Source organism: Sphingomonas canadensis, assembly GCF_026013525.1.
In the GTDB taxonomy this organism is placed as follows: domain Bacteria; phylum Pseudomonadota; class Alphaproteobacteria; order Sphingomonadales; family Sphingomonadaceae; genus Sphingomonas; species Sphingomonas canadensis.
Map to the genome: position 1 here is coordinate 64,616 of NZ_JAPDRA010000004.1, position 15,000 is coordinate 79,615.

At 69.5% G+C, this 15,000-nt stretch carries 13 protein-coding genes; 3 read left to right on the forward strand and 10 right to left on the reverse strand.

Going from position 1 to position 15,000, the window contains the following annotated elements:
* The first annotated feature begins 210 nt into the window (after positions 1-210).
* Entirely contained in the window at positions 211-999 is a 789-nt protein-coding gene (locus tag OM513_RS09915) for an arginyltransferase (protein ID WP_264944022.1), read from the forward strand.
* 91 nt (positions 1,000-1,090) lie between these two features.
* Here OM513_RS09915 and OM513_RS09920 read toward each other — a convergent pair whose 3' ends face one another.
* The 3 genes from OM513_RS09920 to OM513_RS09930 are packed head-to-tail and all read right to left on the reverse strand — an operon-like array spanning position 1,091 to position 4,292.
* The gene (locus OM513_RS09920; protein ID WP_264944023.1) at positions 1,091-1,894 is read right to left on the reverse strand and encodes a transglutaminase family protein; all 804 of its coding nucleotides are present in this window, start codon (positions 1,892-1,894) and stop codon (positions 1,091-1,093) included.
* A gap of 11 nt (positions 1,895-1,905) precedes the next feature.
* Positions 1,906-2,841 (reverse strand): alpha-E domain-containing protein, encoded by a 936-nt coding sequence (locus OM513_RS09925; RefSeq protein ID WP_264944381.1) that lies wholly within the window; start codon positions 2,839-2,841, stop codon positions 1,906-1,908.
* 5 nt (positions 2,842-2,846) lie between these two features.
* Entirely contained in the window at positions 2,847-4,292 is a 1,446-nt protein-coding gene (locus OM513_RS09930; protein ID WP_264944024.1) for a circularly permuted type 2 ATP-grasp protein, read from the reverse strand.
* A 203-nt stretch (positions 4,293-4,495) separates the two neighbouring features.
* On the opposite strand from OM513_RS09930, the gene OM513_RS09935 reads away from it, so the two are divergent.
* Positions 4,496-5,179 carry a hypothetical protein gene (locus tag OM513_RS09935; RefSeq protein ID WP_264944025.1) on the forward strand — a complete coding sequence of 228 codons (684 nt, stop codon included), beginning with the start codon at positions 4,496-4,498 and terminating at the stop codon, positions 5,177-5,179.
* A 27-nt stretch (positions 5,180-5,206) separates the two neighbouring features.
* Here OM513_RS09935 and OM513_RS09940 read toward each other — a convergent pair whose 3' ends face one another.
* Positions 5,207-7,297 (reverse strand): protein-disulfide reductase DsbD family protein, encoded by a 2,091-nt coding sequence (locus OM513_RS09940; RefSeq protein ID WP_264944026.1) that lies wholly within the window; start codon positions 7,295-7,297, stop codon positions 5,207-5,209.
* A gap of 70 nt (positions 7,298-7,367) precedes the next feature.
* Here OM513_RS09940 and OM513_RS09945 point away from each other — a divergent pair, with 70 nt between their 5' ends.
* On the forward strand, positions 7,368-9,032 hold the full coding sequence (locus tag OM513_RS09945; protein WP_264944027.1) for an alkaline phosphatase family protein: 1,665 nt from the start codon (positions 7,368-7,370) through the stop codon (positions 9,030-9,032).
* A gap of 84 nt (positions 9,033-9,116) precedes the next feature.
* Here the strand turns inward: OM513_RS09945 and OM513_RS09950 are convergent, their stop codons facing one another.
* The 6 genes from OM513_RS09950 to OM513_RS09975 all read right to left on the reverse strand — a co-directional run bounded on the left by OM513_RS09950 (position 9,117) and on the right by OM513_RS09975 (position 14,986).
* A complete protein-coding gene (locus OM513_RS09950) occupies positions 9,117-10,055 on the reverse strand; it encodes a right-handed parallel beta-helix repeat-containing protein (protein ID WP_264944028.1) in 939 nt (312 codons plus the stop codon).
* A 145-nt stretch (positions 10,056-10,200) separates the two neighbouring features.
* Positions 10,201-11,076: a 3-hydroxyisobutyrate dehydrogenase gene (mmsB, locus tag OM513_RS09955; protein WP_264944029.1), complete on the reverse strand. Its 876-nt coding sequence runs from the start codon at positions 11,074-11,076 to the stop codon at positions 10,201-10,203.
* Between the two features lie 117 nt (positions 11,077-11,193).
* Complete coding sequence (locus tag OM513_RS09960) at positions 11,194-11,967, reverse strand: enoyl-CoA hydratase (RefSeq protein WP_264944030.1); 774 nt, start codon at positions 11,965-11,967, stop codon at positions 11,194-11,196.
* Positions 11,964-13,031, reverse strand: coding sequence for an enoyl-CoA hydratase/isomerase family protein (locus tag OM513_RS09965; protein WP_264944031.1), 1,068 nt, complete (start codon positions 13,029-13,031; stop codon positions 11,964-11,966). The genes OM513_RS09960 and OM513_RS09965 overlap by 4 nt, the downstream gene beginning before the upstream one ends.
* Complete coding sequence (locus tag OM513_RS09970; protein ID WP_264944033.1) at positions 13,028-14,173, reverse strand: acyl-CoA dehydrogenase family protein; 1,146 nt, start codon at positions 14,171-14,173, stop codon at positions 13,028-13,030. Before OM513_RS09970 ends, OM513_RS09965 begins: the two co-directional genes overlap by 4 nt.
* A gap of 78 nt (positions 14,174-14,251) precedes the next feature.
* Entirely contained in the window at positions 14,252-14,986 is a 735-nt protein-coding gene (locus OM513_RS09975) for a glycoside hydrolase family 19 protein (protein ID WP_264944035.1), read from the reverse strand.
* Positions 14,987-15,000: the final 14 nt, after the last annotated feature.

A 15,000-nucleotide genomic window follows, 5' to 3' on the forward strand; every position in this document is an offset into this window, starting at 1 on the left:
CACGATTCGCCCCCGCAGCTATGATGGCGCCACTACAGTCTCCCATCGGGCCGCGGGCGTATCTCCGCGGCCCACCCGGGGAGCGCTTTCCCACCGTCCCGCCGTTAACCCTCTTTCATGGTAAAGCGGCTTTTCATCATCATTTTTCCGTATCATAGTCCCGCTCGAAGGCCGGTTCAGGGCGGCCAGAGAGCAAGGGGCGAATAGGCGGTGACTGCACTTTCCCGTTTCCCGCGTTTCTTCGTGACCAGCCCCAGCCCGTGCCCCTATCTGCCGGGCCGGCAGGAACGGAAGATCTTCACCGAGCTTTCAGGCGCCCACGCCGCCGAGCTGAACGACGCGCTGGGCCGCATCGGATTCCGCCGCAGCCAGTCGGTCGCCTATCGCCCGAGCTGCGCGGGCTGCACCGCCTGCGTCTCGGTCCGCGTCGTGGCGGGCGAGTTCCGCCCCAACGCCACCCAGCGCAAGCTGCTGCGCCGCCATTCGGACCTGGAGGTTACCGCCTGCAAGCCCTGGGCGACCGAGGAGCAGTTCGAGCTGCTGCACCGCTATCTGCGCGCGCGGCATCCGGGCGGCGGCATGGCCGCGATGGACGAGAACGACTATGCCGACATGGTCGAGCAGAGCCCCGTCTCCTCCTATGTGATCGAATATCGCGAACCTGCGGCCGAGGGCGAGCGCGGGCGGCTGGTGGGCGCCTGCATCACCGATCAGCAGGCCGACGGGCTTTCGATGATCTACAGCTTCTTCCTGGCCGACGAGGAAGGCCGCCCGGGCCTGGGCAACTTCATCATCATGGACCACATCCTGCGCGCGAACGCGGCGGGGCTGCCCTATGTCTATCTGGGCTATTGGGTGAAGGGTTCGGCGCGGATGGCGTACAAGACGCGCTATCGCCCGATGGAGGTGCTGGGGCCGAACGGCTGGTCGCGCTACGAGGATGGCGATGCGCCGGTATCGATGCCCGTTCCGTCGCCGATGATGCGCGAACTGGCCTGAGCGCACGAAACGCGCGGCAGCCCGGCGGGGCGCATGCCGGACATGCCGAAGGTGGATCGTTCGCTTTGACCTGGCCCGAGCGTGCCTGCGGCTATTCCTCGCGCCCCAGCGGTTCGGCGATCACGTCGACGTCCAGCTCCTCGGCGCCCGATCCGCTGCGGGTGCCCGCGGTGGGCGCGGCTCCGGCAGCGTCCAGCCCGATGGCCACGCGGACATAGCTTTCATCCGGGCTCAGCCCCGTCGCCGGATCGAAGCCGACCCAGCCGAGCCCCGCCACATGCGCCTCCGCCCAGCCATGCGGCGCGCCATGGGCGGAGCCGTCGCTGCGGTATCCCGACACATAGCGCGCAGGCACGCCCAGCGACCGGGCGGCCGCGAGGAACATCTGCGCCGCCTCGCGTGAGCTGGGCGCGGTGCAGCCGAACGCCTCCGCCGCGCCGCGCCCGCGATCGCGCACGTCGGCGACATCGGGAAAGCGGGCGTGAAAGGCTGCGTTGAGCCGGTGCAGCCGGTCGAGCGGCTCGCCGGCCGCGGCTTCGGCCGCGAAGGCCGCCAGCGCCGCATCGGCCGTGGTGGCCGGGGTGGTGCGCAGGAACAGCAGCGGCGGCAACGGCTCATGCGATCCGCGGATCACGCCCGCTGCTTCCATCGTCAGCACCTCGCCGATCACGGTGATGTCGAGCGCCGCGATAGGCCCCTCGGCATAGAGCATGGTGATGGCATTGCCGAAACCGTCGGCGCCGTGGCGCAGCCGGGCGTCGCAATCGACGCCGATCGACCAGCTCACCACCGTCTGGTCCTGCGTGTCCGTCGGGGTCAGGCGCAGCATCTGGACGATCCGCGCCTGCGGCTCGCTGAAGCGGTAATGGGTGCGATGATCGACGGCGATGCGCATCCGCTTCCTCCCTAGACGAACCGGAACTGCCGGGCGATGGCGCCGTCGAGCAGCGCATTCTCACGAATGAAGGCGCCCAGGAATTCGTGAAGGCCCGATACGATCACATCGCTGGTCCGCGTCTTCTGGATGCGCGACAGCCGGGCGCGCGCCATGCGATCGGCCTCGCCCTGGAGCCCGGTGCGCTTGGCGACCGCGCTTAGGAGCTGCACCACTTCCTCCACACAGGCGGCCAGGCTGCGGGGCAGCTCGAACCGGCTGATCAGCAGGTCGATCACGTTCGCTGGCGTCAGCCCGTCGCGATAGAGCCAGCGATAGGCGGTGACCGCGGAGACGGTCTGCAGGATCGTGGTCCACTGGTCGCGATCCACCGCGCCGCCCACCGGCTCCCCCTCCGGCAGCAGGATATGATATTTGACGTCGAGCAGCCGCGCGGTGTTGTCCGCCCGCTCCACCGCGGCGCCGAGCTGGATGAGCAGCGTCGCCTCGTTGCGCAGCATCCGGTGGATCGCGCCCTCGAAACCGCGGGTCTCGCCCTTGACCTGTTCGAGCAGGTTGAGCGTCGCGGTAGAGCCGCCCGTCGAGGCGCGGTTCTGGAACATCAGCCAGGCGCGGTTGATCGCGGTCCACGCCTCCCGCGTCAGCGCGGTGCGCACGGCGCGGGCGTTGTTGCGCGCCATGTCCAGGCAGTGGACGATCGATCCGGGATGCGTGTTGTCGAGCGTCAGGAAGCGCGCGACGTTCGCCTGGGTGACCGCCTGCCCCGTCGCCGCGAAGGATTCCTCGGTATAGCTGACCGCCAGCGCGGATTGCCACGCGGCCTCGCCCGCCGGCCGCGCGGAGAGCGCGTCGAGCCGCACGGTGGCCTCGACCAGCCGCGCGGTGAAGTCCGCGCGCTCGACATAGCGGCCGAGCCAGTAGAGCGCAGCGGCGGTGCGGGAAAGCATCAGCATCAGGCCGCCCCCGCCCCCTGATCGAGCAGCACGAAGCTGTCCTTGGTGCCGCCGCCCTGGCTGGAGTTCACCACCAGCGATCCCTCGCGCAGCGCGACGCGGGTAAGGCCGCCGGGAACGACACGCACCCCGTCGCTGCCGGTCAGCACGAAGGGGCGGAAGTCCACATGGCGCGGCGCCAGCCCCTTCTCGGTCACGGTGGGCACGGTGGAGAGCGCCAGCGTGGGCTGGGCGATGTAGCGGTGCGGCTCCGCCTCCAGCGCGGCGCGGAACTCGGTGATCTGCGCGCGGGTGGCGGTGGGGCCGACGAGCATGCCGTATCCGCCCGATCCGTCCACCAGCTTCACCACCAGCTTGTCGAGATTGTCGAGCGTATATTTCAGCGCGTCCGGCTCGCGGCAGCGATAGGTCTCGACATTGGGCAGCTTCGCCTCGCCGCCCGAATAGAAGCGCACGATCTCCGGCATGTAGCTATAGATCGCCTTGTCGTCGGCGATGCCGTTGCCGGGCGCGTTCAGGATGGCGACGTTGCCCGCGCGATAGGCGGCGATAAGCCCCGGCACGCCCAGCATCGAATCCGGGCGGAAGGCCAGCGGATCGAGGAAATCATCGTCGATCCGGCGATAGATCACGTCGACGCGCACCCGCCCGGCGATTGTGCGCACCCACACGATATCGTCGTCCACCACCAGATCGGCGGGCTCGACAAGCTCGATCCCCATCGAATCCGCCAGGAAACTGTGCTCATAATAAGCCGAGTTGAAGTGGCCGGGGGTCAGCACCACGCACACCGGATTGGCGTTGCCGCCGGGCGCCACGGACTGCATCGTCTGGCGCAGCATATCCGGATAGCTGTCGACCGGTGCGACGCGGAAATCGCGGAACAGCTCCGGGCACAGGCGGATCATCGCCTCGCGGTTTTCCAGCATATAGGATACGCCGGATGGCGTGCGGGCATTGTCCTCCAGCACGAAGAATTCGTCGGGGCCGGTGCGCACCAGATCGATGCCGCAGATATGCGCCCAAACGCCGTGCGGCGGCCGCACGCCCGCGACCTCCGGCCGGAACTGTTCGTTCATCAGCACCAGCTCGGGCGGGATCACCCCTTCGGCCAGGATGCGGCGATCGCCGTAGATATCCTCCAGGAAGGCGTTGATCGCCTGGACGCGCTGGACCAGCCCTTCCGAAAGCCGCGCCCATTCGTCGGCCAGGAAGATGCGGGGCACGATATCGAAGGGGATGATGCGCTCGGCCGCCTCGCTGTCGCCATAGACGGCGAAGGTGATGCCGAGCTGGCGGAACGCCTGTTCGGCGGCCTGCTGGCGCCGCTGCAGCTCCGCCGGGGGCGTATCGGCGATCCATTGGGAAAGCGCGGCGAATTCCGGTCGCGGCGCTTCAGGCCCGCCGTGGCCCCAGATTTCGTCGAACGCCCCAGATGCCGCCAAACAAAGCTCCCTGCGCAACATGCTGCAACCCGGACGCATGCTGCAACGCTTTGCTGCGTCGCACAAGGGGGTGTCGCAACGGGGCGCTCCCCCGTTTGGGGATATCGCCGATCGCGCTTGCCGGGGCCGGGAAACAACCGCGCAAACCACGGCCGGGGCGCACGCAATATTGCGGCGGGAATATCGTTCTTGGGGGAGAACACATGCTTTCGATGCTTTTTCGGCTGCCGGCCATCGCCTATTTCGCGATCGCGCCGCTCGGCGTCGTTATGGCGGTCACCCTCTATTTCCAGGATCGCGCCGAAGAGGCGGAGAAGGCCGCTGCGCGCGCCGGAAAACCGCCCGCGCTGGTGAAGATCGAGGAGTTCCAGAAGGGCCGCAACGTCGGGCCTGCGCATGAGGTGAACGTGCTAGGCCAGGTCGACGTGACCCGCATGGTGGAGCTGACGCGCACCAAGCGTGGCGTGGAGAGCGATCGCTGGGTGATGGCCCCGGTCTATCCCACCAACGCCACCAGCAACGCCGAGCCCGCGATCGGCCAGATGATCCAGCGCGGCCATGTGAGCGACGCCGCGCTTCAGAAGCTGATCGCGGCCGAAGGCGCCTTCGGACCGATCATGGTGCTGGACGGCCAGATGGTGGAGCCGTCGAACGAGCGCAAAGCGCTCGACGAGATAGCGGACAAGATCCAGCTCGCGCCCACTGCGCTGCTGGTCGATCCGTTCGAGGAAGGCCGCACCGCCGGCCTGGCACCCAGCACCAGCGGGCGGGACACGGCGATCTTCGCGCTCATTCTCGCGTTGCTGGTTGCGGGCTATGGCGCCTTCCGCTTCTTCTCCGAACGCAACCGCGACCGGCTGGACGACCCCGAGGGCGGCTATATCTGAGGCCGGAGGCCAGCACGGCGCCCGCGCTCATCCCCCGCTGGCGTAGCGGCGCATCATCTCCTGCGTCAGGATCTGGGGCAGCACCTCGGGCTCCGCCGCGCCGGGCTTGTACCACAGGTACAGGGGCACGCCCGCGCGGTTGTGCGCCTCGATGAAGCGGCCGAGGACGGGGTCGCCGTCGGTCCAGTCGCCGACCAGCACCGCCACCTTGCCCGCGGCAAGCGCGTCGGCCGTGGCCTGCGTCTCGATCACCGCCTTCTCGTTCACCTTGCAGGTCAGGCACCAGTCGGCGGTGAAATAGGCGAAGACCGGGCGGCCCCCGGCGCGCAGCGCGGCCAGGCGGGCTTCGGTGAAGGGCTCGGCCCCGGCCGCCACCTTGCGGTCCGCCGCGCCGGATGGGGCCGGCGTGCGCGAGGCGAGCCAGACGCCGCCCGCCGCCACCAGCGCGATCATCGCCAGCCCGAACGGGCCAAAGGCGCCGCCGCGTGCCTGCTTGCGCCCGCCGCCCCACAGCACCAGCGCCAGCCCCAGCGTCACCAGCAGCGCAAAGCTCATCCCGTCCACGCCGGTCTGGCGGCCATAGACCCACAGCAGCGCGATGGCGGTGAGGAACATCGGGATCGAAAGGATGCGGCGGAACGCCTCCATCCACGGCCCAGGGCGCGGCAGGCGGCGGCGCAGCGCGGGCACGAAGCCGATCGCCAGGAAGGGCAGCGCCAGCCCCAGCCCCAGCCCGCCGAACACCGCCAGCGCCGCCGGCCACGACAGCACCAGAGCGGTGCCCAGCGCCACGCCCATGAACGGCCCGGTGCAGGGCGTGGCGATGAAAGCGGCGAGCGCGCCCGTCAGGAACGCGCCGCCCGTGCCGTCCCCGCTCCCCGCCCCGGCCGCGGCCCCGATGAAGCGCGGCGTCATCACCTCGAACAGCCCGGCCAGATTGAGCGCGATGCCGGTGACGAGCAGCAGCAGCAACAGGATCACGCGCGGGTCCTGGAGCTGGAACGCCCAGCCCAGCGTCGCCCCGCCGGCCCGCAGCGCGAGCAGCATGCCGCCCAGCGCCAGGCACACCAGCACCACGCCCGCCGTATAGGCCAGCGCCTCGGCGCGCGGGCGGCCGCCGCCGTCGTTAGCCTTGGCCAGGCTGAGCGCCTTCAGGCTCAGGATCGGGAAGACGCAGGGCATGATATTGAGCAGCAGCCCGCCCAGCACGGCGCCGCCGAATGCCAGCAGCGCGGCGATCCACAGCGGCTGGCCGCCCGGCGCCGCGCCGGCCGTACCCGGCACTGCCGGAACCTGCCCCGGCACGGCGCGCAGCGCGAAGCCGCGGTCCTTACCGAAGGCGAGCAGCCCCTCGATCGCCTCCCCGGCCTTCGCATCGGGCTTGGCGCGCGTCTCGATCACGAAGCGGTCGCCCTCGCGCGCCACCGTCTGGGGGGCGGCATAATCGACCAGGCCGTCGGTCGCGGGGAAGAAATAGACCGCGCCGTCCGCCGCCGCGCCCGCCGGGAAGGGAATGGCGATGCGGAAGCGCCCGGCGTCGAGCTGATAGCTGCCCTCCGCCCCCAGCGGCCGGGGCAGCGCCGTGCGCCAGCCGTCGAAACGCGCACGCTGGCCGGGCTCCACCGCGCCATCGCCCACGGTCAGTTCGGCGGAGAGGATCGCATGATCGGGCACGCAGATCTTGTCGGTGCAGACCAGGAAATCATAGCGCACCCCAACGGGCAGCTTCGTCCCCCGCGCCAGCCCGGCGGGGATGGTCAGCTTCACCAGCGGGGTGAATGGGCCTTCATAGACATAGTTCATCAGCCCGCCGATGATCAGCGTCTGCGGCACCGGGAAATCGGGCTCCCCGGCGGTTACGCCACTGGGCAGCGTCCAGGCCATGGCGGGCGGCAGGCCCGCGTCGCCGGGGTTCTTCCAATAGGCGTGCCAGCCGGCATCGGGCACCGATGCGAAGCCGATCGTCACCGTGCCGCCCGCCGCGGGCGTAAGCGTTTCGGCGACCAGCGTGACCTTCACATGCTTCTGCTGCTCGTCCGGCTGCGCCGCCGCGCGGCCCGGGAGCAGCGCGCCCAGGCAGAGCAGGAGCGCCATCAGCGCGAAACGTACCGCAGCCATACCCCGTCCTTGCCGCCAGCGAGCGGCTGGACCATAGCAGCGCAGCGCGCAGTTTGAAGCCGGAGGTCTCATGAAGTTGCTCTATCCGATCGCCGCGATCGCAATGGCGGCGGCCGCGCCGCAGGCGGTGGCACAGACTGCCGCTCCCGCCCCGGCGCCTGCCCCCGCGCCCGCCCCGGCAGGCCCGCCGAAGCTGATGGTGGTGATCTCCGTCGATCAGTTCTCGGCAGACCTGTTCGCCGAATATCGCGGCCAGTTCCGCTTCGGGCTGGCGCGGATGGCGTCGGGCGTGGTGTTCCCCTCCGCCTATCAGAGCCATGCCGCGACCGAGACCTGCCCCGGCCATTCGACGATCCTGTCGGGCGCGCGCCCTTCGCGAAACGGCATCATCGCCAACGAATGGACCGATTTCGCCGCCCCGCGCGACGACAAGACCGTCTATTGCGCCGAGGACGAGCATGTCCCCGGCACCAGCTCCAAGAACTATCAGGTCTCCGACACCCATCTGAAGGTGCCGACGCTGGGTGAGTGGCTGAAGGCCGCCAGCCCGGCCAGCCGCGTCGTATCGGTGGCGGGCAAGGATCGCGCCGCCGTGATGATGGGCGGGCACAAGATCGACGAGGTCTGGTATTGGTGGGACAAGGACAAGGCGTTCCGTTCCTATCCTGGCCGCGCCGAGCCCGCGGTGGTGGCGCAGATGAACGCCACCATCGCCGAACGAATCGCGTCCGCCCAGCCCGCGCTGCCGCTCCCCGAATTCTGCAAGGCGAAGGACCGCCCCTATAACCTGGGATCGGTGACCGTCGGATCGGGCCGGTTCGAGCGCGCGGCGGGCGACGCGCGCGCCTATCGCGTCTCGCCGGAATTCGACGAATCGATCCTGGCGCTGGCCGCCGGGCTGGCGCGCGACATGAAGCTGGGCAAAGGCGACGTGACCGACCTGCTGATCGTCGGCGCCTCCGCCACCGACTATGTCGGCCACAGCACCGGGACCGAAGGCACCGAGATGTGCCTCCAGCTCCTCTCGCTCGACGAGAATCTGGGCAAGCTGTTCGCGGTGCTCGACGGGCTGGGGATCGATTACGCCGCGGTGCTGACCGCCGATCACGGCGGCACCGACATTTCGGAGCGCGCGCGCGACCATGGCATCACCGAGGCGCAGCGCGCCGACCCGGACCTGACCGCGGCCAAGTTCGGCGCGGCGATCGGCGCCAAGCTGGGCATCGCCGGGCCGGTGCTGGTCGGCGGCAACAACGGCGACATCTACCTCGATCCCTCCGTGCCCGCGGCGAAGCGCGGCGCGGTGCTGGCCGAGGCGGTGAAGGCCTTTTCCGCGCACCCGCAGGTGCAGGCGGTGTTCACCCGCGCCGAGATCATGGCCGCCGCAAGCCCCAAGGGGCCGCCCGAGACCTGGACGCTGCTGGAGCGCGCCCGTGCCGCCTATGAGCCTTCGCGCGCGGGCGATCTGGTGGTGGCGCTGAAGCCGCGCGTGATGCCGATCGCGCGGCCGGGGCCGGGCTATGTCTCCACCCACGGCAGCTTCTGGGATTACGACCGGCGCGTGCCGATCCTGTTCTGGCGAAAGGGCATCACCGGCTTCGAGCAGCCGCACACGGTGGAGACGGTGGACATCGCGCCATCGCTGGCCGGTCTGCTGGGGATCAAGGTTCCGGTGGAGATCGACGGCCGCTGCCTGGACCTGGACGCCGGACCGGCGAGCACCTGCGCGCGCTGAGACGGGCAGCGCTCCGTTGACGCCCCTCTCCCGCCGTCGCGGGGGAGGGGAACGCGGGCGGGGAGCGCCTGAACGGCCCCGAATCTATTTCCGCCGTTCGAACTCGCGCAGGCCGGGGCCAAGGCGGTTGCCGGAGATGCGCAGCGGCTCGCCGCTCAGGTCCGCGACAAAGGCCGGGCTGACCTTCACGCCCGGCGCCAGCGATGCGTCGTTGTCGGTGACGGTCAGGCCGGCCGCGCTGTAGTTCTTGTTCTCCGCCGCGACGACGATGAAGCCCGACCAATTCTCCTTGTCCACGCCCTGGACGAACGTGTTGCGCGCGATCAGGCCGGTGCCGCCTTCGGGCAGGTCGATCATGTAATTGGTCTTGCTGCCCGCCGTATCGTCAAAGCTCGAATCGAGGATCTGGACGTTGGGCACGCGCAGCTTGACGTAATGCCCGCCGGTGCCGCGTTCAAAGCGCGAGCTGGTGATGATCACCTGCCCCTTGTTGGCGAGGTAGATCGAATGGCTGCAATCCCAGGTCTCGCACTGGCCCAGGCCCGCGAAGGTGGAATGATCGATCGTGATCCGCTGGCCGGAAGGATTGCCGCCCAGGATGCCTTCCTGGCTGTCGAGGAACATCGAATTGCGCACGATCAGGTCGCCCTGCTCGATGCGGATGCCGGCGCCGTTGCCGTCGCTCACCTCGTAATGGCGGAACACCAGGCCATCGACCACCGATCCCCGGCCGCGCAGCACCAGCGCCGCCTTGTCCTCGCACGTCTCCTTCTCGAAGATCGCGGTGCCGGGCTGGACGGCCTTGAAGGTGATCTCTCCCGCCTCCTGCACCGCGCATTGGCGATAGGTGCCCGGCGCGATCAGGATGGTGGCGCGGCGATCCCCCGCCTGGCGCAGCGCATCGGCCAGCGTGGCGAAACCCTCGCCGGTCTCCGCGATGGTGAAGGGCGCGCCCTGGCGCTGCGCCATGGCGGGCGCGGCAAGCGCGGCGGCGGCGGCCAGCAGGATGACGGCGCGAGGCATGGCGATATCCTTCTCACGCGCAGGCTTCGCATGGGAAGGCGAATAGAGGGTTAACCGAGCGCGTCGCGGGGGGCAGCCCGCCGCTTCGTTCCGGAAGCCGCCCCACCGTCACCTCGCCCTGGCGGGGGGAGAATCTGGAGGCGCCTCAGCGCAGCGTCTGGATGATGCCGGAGAAGTCCAGCCCAGCGCCGTCGCCCGCGACAAAGGCCTCGTAAAGCTCGGCCGCGCGTGCGCCCATCGGGGTCTGGGCGTCCACCGATGCCGCCGCTTCCATCGCCAGCCGCAGGTCCTTCAGCATCAGCGGCGCCGCGAAGCCGCCCTGATAGCCGCGGTCGGCGGGCGTTTCCGGCCCCACGCCGGGGACCGGGCAATAGCTGGTCATCGACCAGCTCTGGCCCGAGCTGACCGAGGAGATGTCGTAGAAACGCTGGAGATCGAGCCCCAGCTTCTCCGCCAGCGCGAACGCCTCGCACGTCGCCACCATCGTCGCGCCGAGCAGCATGTTGTTGCAAATCTTGGCCGCCTGGCCCGCGCCGGTGCCGCCGGCGTGGATCACCGCCTTGCCCATCGCCTCCAGGATCGGGCGGGCACGGTCGAAGGCGTCCTGCGTGCCGCCGACCATGAAGGTGAGCGTCCCCGCATTGGCCGCCGCGATCCCGCCCGATACCGGCGCATCGACCGCCACCAGCCCCTTGGCCGCAGCGGCATCGGCGACGCGGCGCGCGGTGGCGACGTCGATCGTCGAACAATCGATCAGCAGCGTGGCGGGCGCTGCCACGTGCAGCACCGCATCGGCATAGACCGCCTCCACGTGCTTGCCCGCGGGCAGCATGGTAACGACGACCTCAGCCCCGGCCACCGCCGCCGCGGCGCTTTCGGCCGCCAGGCATCCCGCCGCCTTCGCCCGATCCAGCGCATCTGCCGAAAGATCGAAGGCGCGGACGTCGTGGCCCGCCTTCGCCAGGTTCGCGGCCATGCCGCCGCCCATGTTGCCCAGGCCGATGAATGCGATGCTCGTCACGGTTCTTCCTCTCAGCGGTCTCGCGCCCGCCCAGGCGGCGCGCGGCGGAGTGCCGGTCCGGGCCTCCGCTTTCGTTCCGGCCCCTCCCCCAGGCGGGAGAGGCGTCGCGGGCCCGGGTTACCGGCCCTTCCACACCCCGGGGCGTTTCTCGACGAAGGCGGCCATGCCCTCCTTCTGGTCCTCGGTGCCGAAGATGGCGTGGAACAGCCGGCGTTCGAACGCGATGCCCTGCGCCAGCGTGGTCTCGAACGCGGCGTTGACCATCTCCTTGTTCGCCTTCACCGCCAGCGGCGCCATGCCCGCGATCAGCTCGGCGGTCTTCAGCGCCTCCTCGACCAGCTCGGCGGTGGGCAGGATGCGGCTTACCAGCCCGGCGCGCTCGGCCTCGGCCGCGTCCATCATCCGGCCGGTGAGGCACATCTCCATCGCCTTGGCCTTGCCCACGGCGCGGGCCAGCCGCTGCGATCCGCCCATGCCGGGGGTAACGCCCAGCTTGATCTCCGGCTGGCCGAACTTCGCGTTCTCGCCCGCCAGGATGAAGTCGCACATCATCGCCAGCTCGCATCCGCCGCCCAGCGCATAGCCCGCGACCGCCGCGATGACCGGCTTGCGCACCGCGGTAACCCGGTCATAGCCCGCGAAGAAATTGCCGCCGTACATGTCGGCGAAGCCCTTGGTGGACATCTCCTTGATGTCGGCGCCCGCGGCAAAGGCCTTTTCGCTGCCGGTCAGCACCGCGCAGCCCTGGCTCTCGTCGGCGTCGAACGCCTCCAGGGCATGGATCAGGTCGGCCAGCACCTGGCTGTTGAGCGCATTGAGCGCCTGCGGGCGATTGAGCGTGACGAGCGTTACCGGCCCGCGGCGTTCGACGAGAATGGTTTCATAGGTCATGCCGGTTTCCAGGCCTCCTGTTCGGGCAAGGGTTCGAAGATCGCATCGACCGAAGCGCCGGAGACGCCCTCGGGCGTCGCCGGGTTCCACTTCGGCGCATTGTCCTTGTCGACGATCAGCGCGCGGACTCCCTCGACGAAATCGGGGCGGCGCACGACGCGCGTGGCCACGGCGAACTCGCGCGCCATCTCTTCGGCGAAGGTCGCGGCGGTGCGGCCCAGGTGAACGGTGCGCAGCGATACCTTCATCGATTCGGGGCTCTTGGTGCGCAACCCGGCCAGCGCCGCCTGCGCCCATTCGCCCGGATCGGCGGCGAGCGAGGCGAGGATCGCCTCCACGCTCGCGCCCGCGAAATGGCGGTCGATATCGCCCTGGCGCGCCAGCACCGCCGCGGCGGGCGGCTCCACGGAAAGCTCCGCCAGCACCGCTTCGATCGCGGCGGGAGCGGCGGCGATGCGCGCCTTGGCCTCGTCCAGCGCGGCGGCCGGCAGATAGTGGCTCGCCAGCCCGAGCGCGAGGCATTCCGCCCCGTCCAGCCGGTGGCCGGTCAGCGCCAGATACTCGCCCATGTGCCCCGGCAGCCGCGACAGATACCAGCCGCCGCCGACGTCCGGGAACAGGCCGATGCCGGTCTCGGGCATGGCGAACCGGGTGTTCTCCGTCGCCACCCGGTAGCGAGCGGGCTGGGAGATACCCACGCCGCCGCCCATGGTGATCCCGTCCATGAAGGCCACGATCGGCTTCGGATATTCGAACAGCCGGTGGTTCATCTGATATTCGACGCGGAAGAAGTCCGCCGCCGCGCGCCCGTCGCCCGCGCCGCTCTCGGCGATCACGCGGATGTCGCCGCCCGCACAGAAGCCGCGCGAGTATTTGGGATCGCCGTCCGGCGCGGGCGCATGATCGATCAGCACCGCGCCCACCGCCGCGTCCGCCTCCCACGCCGCCAGCGCGTCGAGCACGGCCGCGCACATGCCGGTGTTTAGCGCATGGATCGCCTTGGGCCGGTTGAGCCGGATGCGGCCCGCGCAGCCCTGGACGAAGGTCAGGACGTCGCCGCTCATTGCCGCACCAGATCGCGGCCGACGATCATCCGCATCACCTGGTTGGTGCCCTCCAGGATCGAGTTGACGCGCAGGTCGCGCCAGAAACGCTCGATCGGATAGTCCTTCAGATAGCCATAGCCCCCGTGGAGCTGGAGCGCGCGATCGATCACCGCGCTGCCGGTGTCGGTGGCGAAGCGCTTGGCCATCGCGGCGAAGCGCGTCTTGTCCGGCGCGTTCGCCGTCACCTTGGCGGCGGCGAGATAGAGCAGCGCGCGCGCCGCCTCCAGCTCGGTCGCCATGTCGGCCAGCATGAACTGGGTGTTCTGGAAATCCGCGATCGCCTGGCCGAACTGCTGGCGCTCCTTGGTATAACGGATCGCCTCGTCCAGGCAGCGTTGCGCCCCGCCGAGCGAGGTTGCGCCGATGTTCAGCCGGCCGCCGTCGAGCCCCATCATCGCGATGCGGAAGCCCTCGCCCTCGGCGCCGACGATGTTCTCCACGGGCACGCGGACATTCTCGAAGGTCACGCCCGCGGTGGGGCTGGCGTTCCAGCCCAGCTTGCGCTCCTTCGCGCCGAAGCTGACGCCGGGCATGTCCTTCTCGATCACCATGCAGGTGATGCCCTTCGGACCCTCCGCGCCGGTGCGGACCATGGTGACATAGATGTCGTTCACCCCGGCGCCGGAGATGAACTGCTTCGATCCGTTGACGACATAGTGATCGCCGTCGCGCACCGCCCGCGTCTTCAGCGCGGCCGCGTCGGAGCCGGACGAAGGTTCGGTAAGGCAATAGCTGGCCATCGCCTCCATCGTGATCAGCGACGGGAGATATTTGTCCTTCACCGTCTGCGATCCGAACCGGTCGATCATCCAGGTCGCCATGTTGTGGATCGACACGAAGGCGCTGGTCGGCACGCAGCCATAGGCCATCGCCTCCATGATCAGCGCGGCTTCCAGCCGGCCCAGCCCGATGCCGCCCGATTTCTCTGAGACATAGATCGAAGCGAAGCCCAGCTCCGCCGCGGCCTTGATCGTGTCGCGGGGAAAGACGTGCTGCTCGTCCCATTCGGCGGCGAAGGGGATGATCGCATCCGCCGTGAACTGCTGCGCCATCTGCTGGATCTGGCGCTGCTCGTCGGTCAGGTCGAATTGCTGTGTCATGGTGGTCCTATTGGCGCTCGTGCGCGGGTGGGTACAGTTTGAAATCCGGTCGTTCGGCGTAACTTTGTTACGCGCTCCCTAGAGCAATATCTCCTTCGCCAGCGCCAGCGCCGCCTTGCGCGCGGCCAGTCCGTTGGTGCCGCCGTTGATCGTGCGGGTCAGCCGCTCGATATCGTCCGCGTCGGCGATCGGGTTGCACTTGCGCCGGTCCCAGAAGGCGCAGGCCGCGCGCATGCCGACATCGGTATCCGCCAGCAGATCGGGATCGTTGATCAGGTCCACGCCCGTCACCTGCGCGGCATCGGCATAGTTGGCGCGGCCGGTCACCTGCTTGGCGCCGCGCCCGCGATAGCGCCATCCGTCGCCCGGCTGGCTGTTGCCCAGGTTCGCGGTTCCCCAGGCGCCGCCATAGACCAGGTTGGCGATTTCCGCCTGGGTCGCGGCGTCGAGCGGGGGATCGCCCGCCTTGCGCCCCAGCCGCTGGCAATCGGCATCGCTGATGCGCGATCGCGGGAAGGTGCTGCGCAGCCCCGCGACGGTGTAGTTGAAGCTTTCGACCATCAGCGCGAAGCCGCCGGTCTCCACGCATTGCTGCGCCAGCGCGTGCGCGGTGCGCAGCGCGCTGGTGATCCCCACCCCGCCGAAATGGCTGGCCGCCGCGGCGCCCAGATCGCCCCGCATCGGCGTCACCGGCTTCTTGCCCGCGATCCAGCCCATCAGCGCGGCGAAGCTGCGCGCGCCGAAATCGCCATCGGCGGTGAGCGCATAGCCGCGGGAGATCAGCCGCTGCTGCGCGCGCTTTGCATTCTCCATGCCGTCTCCTTCCC

Excerpts from the sequence above, each read along its gene's own strand:
- OM513_RS09965 (WP_264944031.1), bottom strand. The coding sequence starts at position 13,031 with ATGAGCGGCGACGTCCTGACCTTCGTCCAGGGCTGCGCGGGCCGCATC.
- OM513_RS09960 (WP_264944030.1), bottom strand. The coding sequence starts at position 11,967 with ATGACCTATGAAACCATTCTCGTCGAACGCCGCGGGCCGGTAACGCTC.
- OM513_RS09945 (WP_264944027.1), top strand. The coding sequence starts at position 7,368 with ATGAAGTTGCTCTATCCGATCGCCGCGATCGCAATGGCGGCGGCCGCG.
- OM513_RS09925 (WP_264944381.1), bottom strand. The coding sequence starts at position 2,841 with ATGCTTTCCCGCACCGCCGCTGCGCTCTACTGGCTCGGCCGCTATGTC.
- OM513_RS09950 (WP_264944028.1), bottom strand. The coding sequence starts at position 10,055 with ATGCCTCGCGCCGTCATCCTGCTGGCCGCCGCCGCCGCGCTTGCCGCG.
- OM513_RS09970 (WP_264944033.1), bottom strand. The coding sequence starts at position 14,173 with ATGACACAGCAATTCGACCTGACCGACGAGCAGCGCCAGATCCAGCAG.
- OM513_RS09920 (WP_264944023.1), bottom strand. The coding sequence starts at position 1,894 with ATGCGCATCGCCGTCGATCATCGCACCCATTACCGCTTCAGCGAGCCG.
- OM513_RS09940 (WP_264944026.1), bottom strand. The coding sequence starts at position 7,297 with ATGGCTGCGGTACGTTTCGCGCTGATGGCGCTCCTGCTCTGCCTGGGC.
- OM513_RS09975 (WP_264944035.1), bottom strand. The coding sequence starts at position 14,986 with ATGGAGAATGCAAAGCGCGCGCAGCAGCGGCTGATCTCCCGCGGCTAT.
- OM513_RS09935 (WP_264944025.1), top strand. The coding sequence starts at position 4,496 with ATGCTTTCGATGCTTTTTCGGCTGCCGGCCATCGCCTATTTCGCGATC.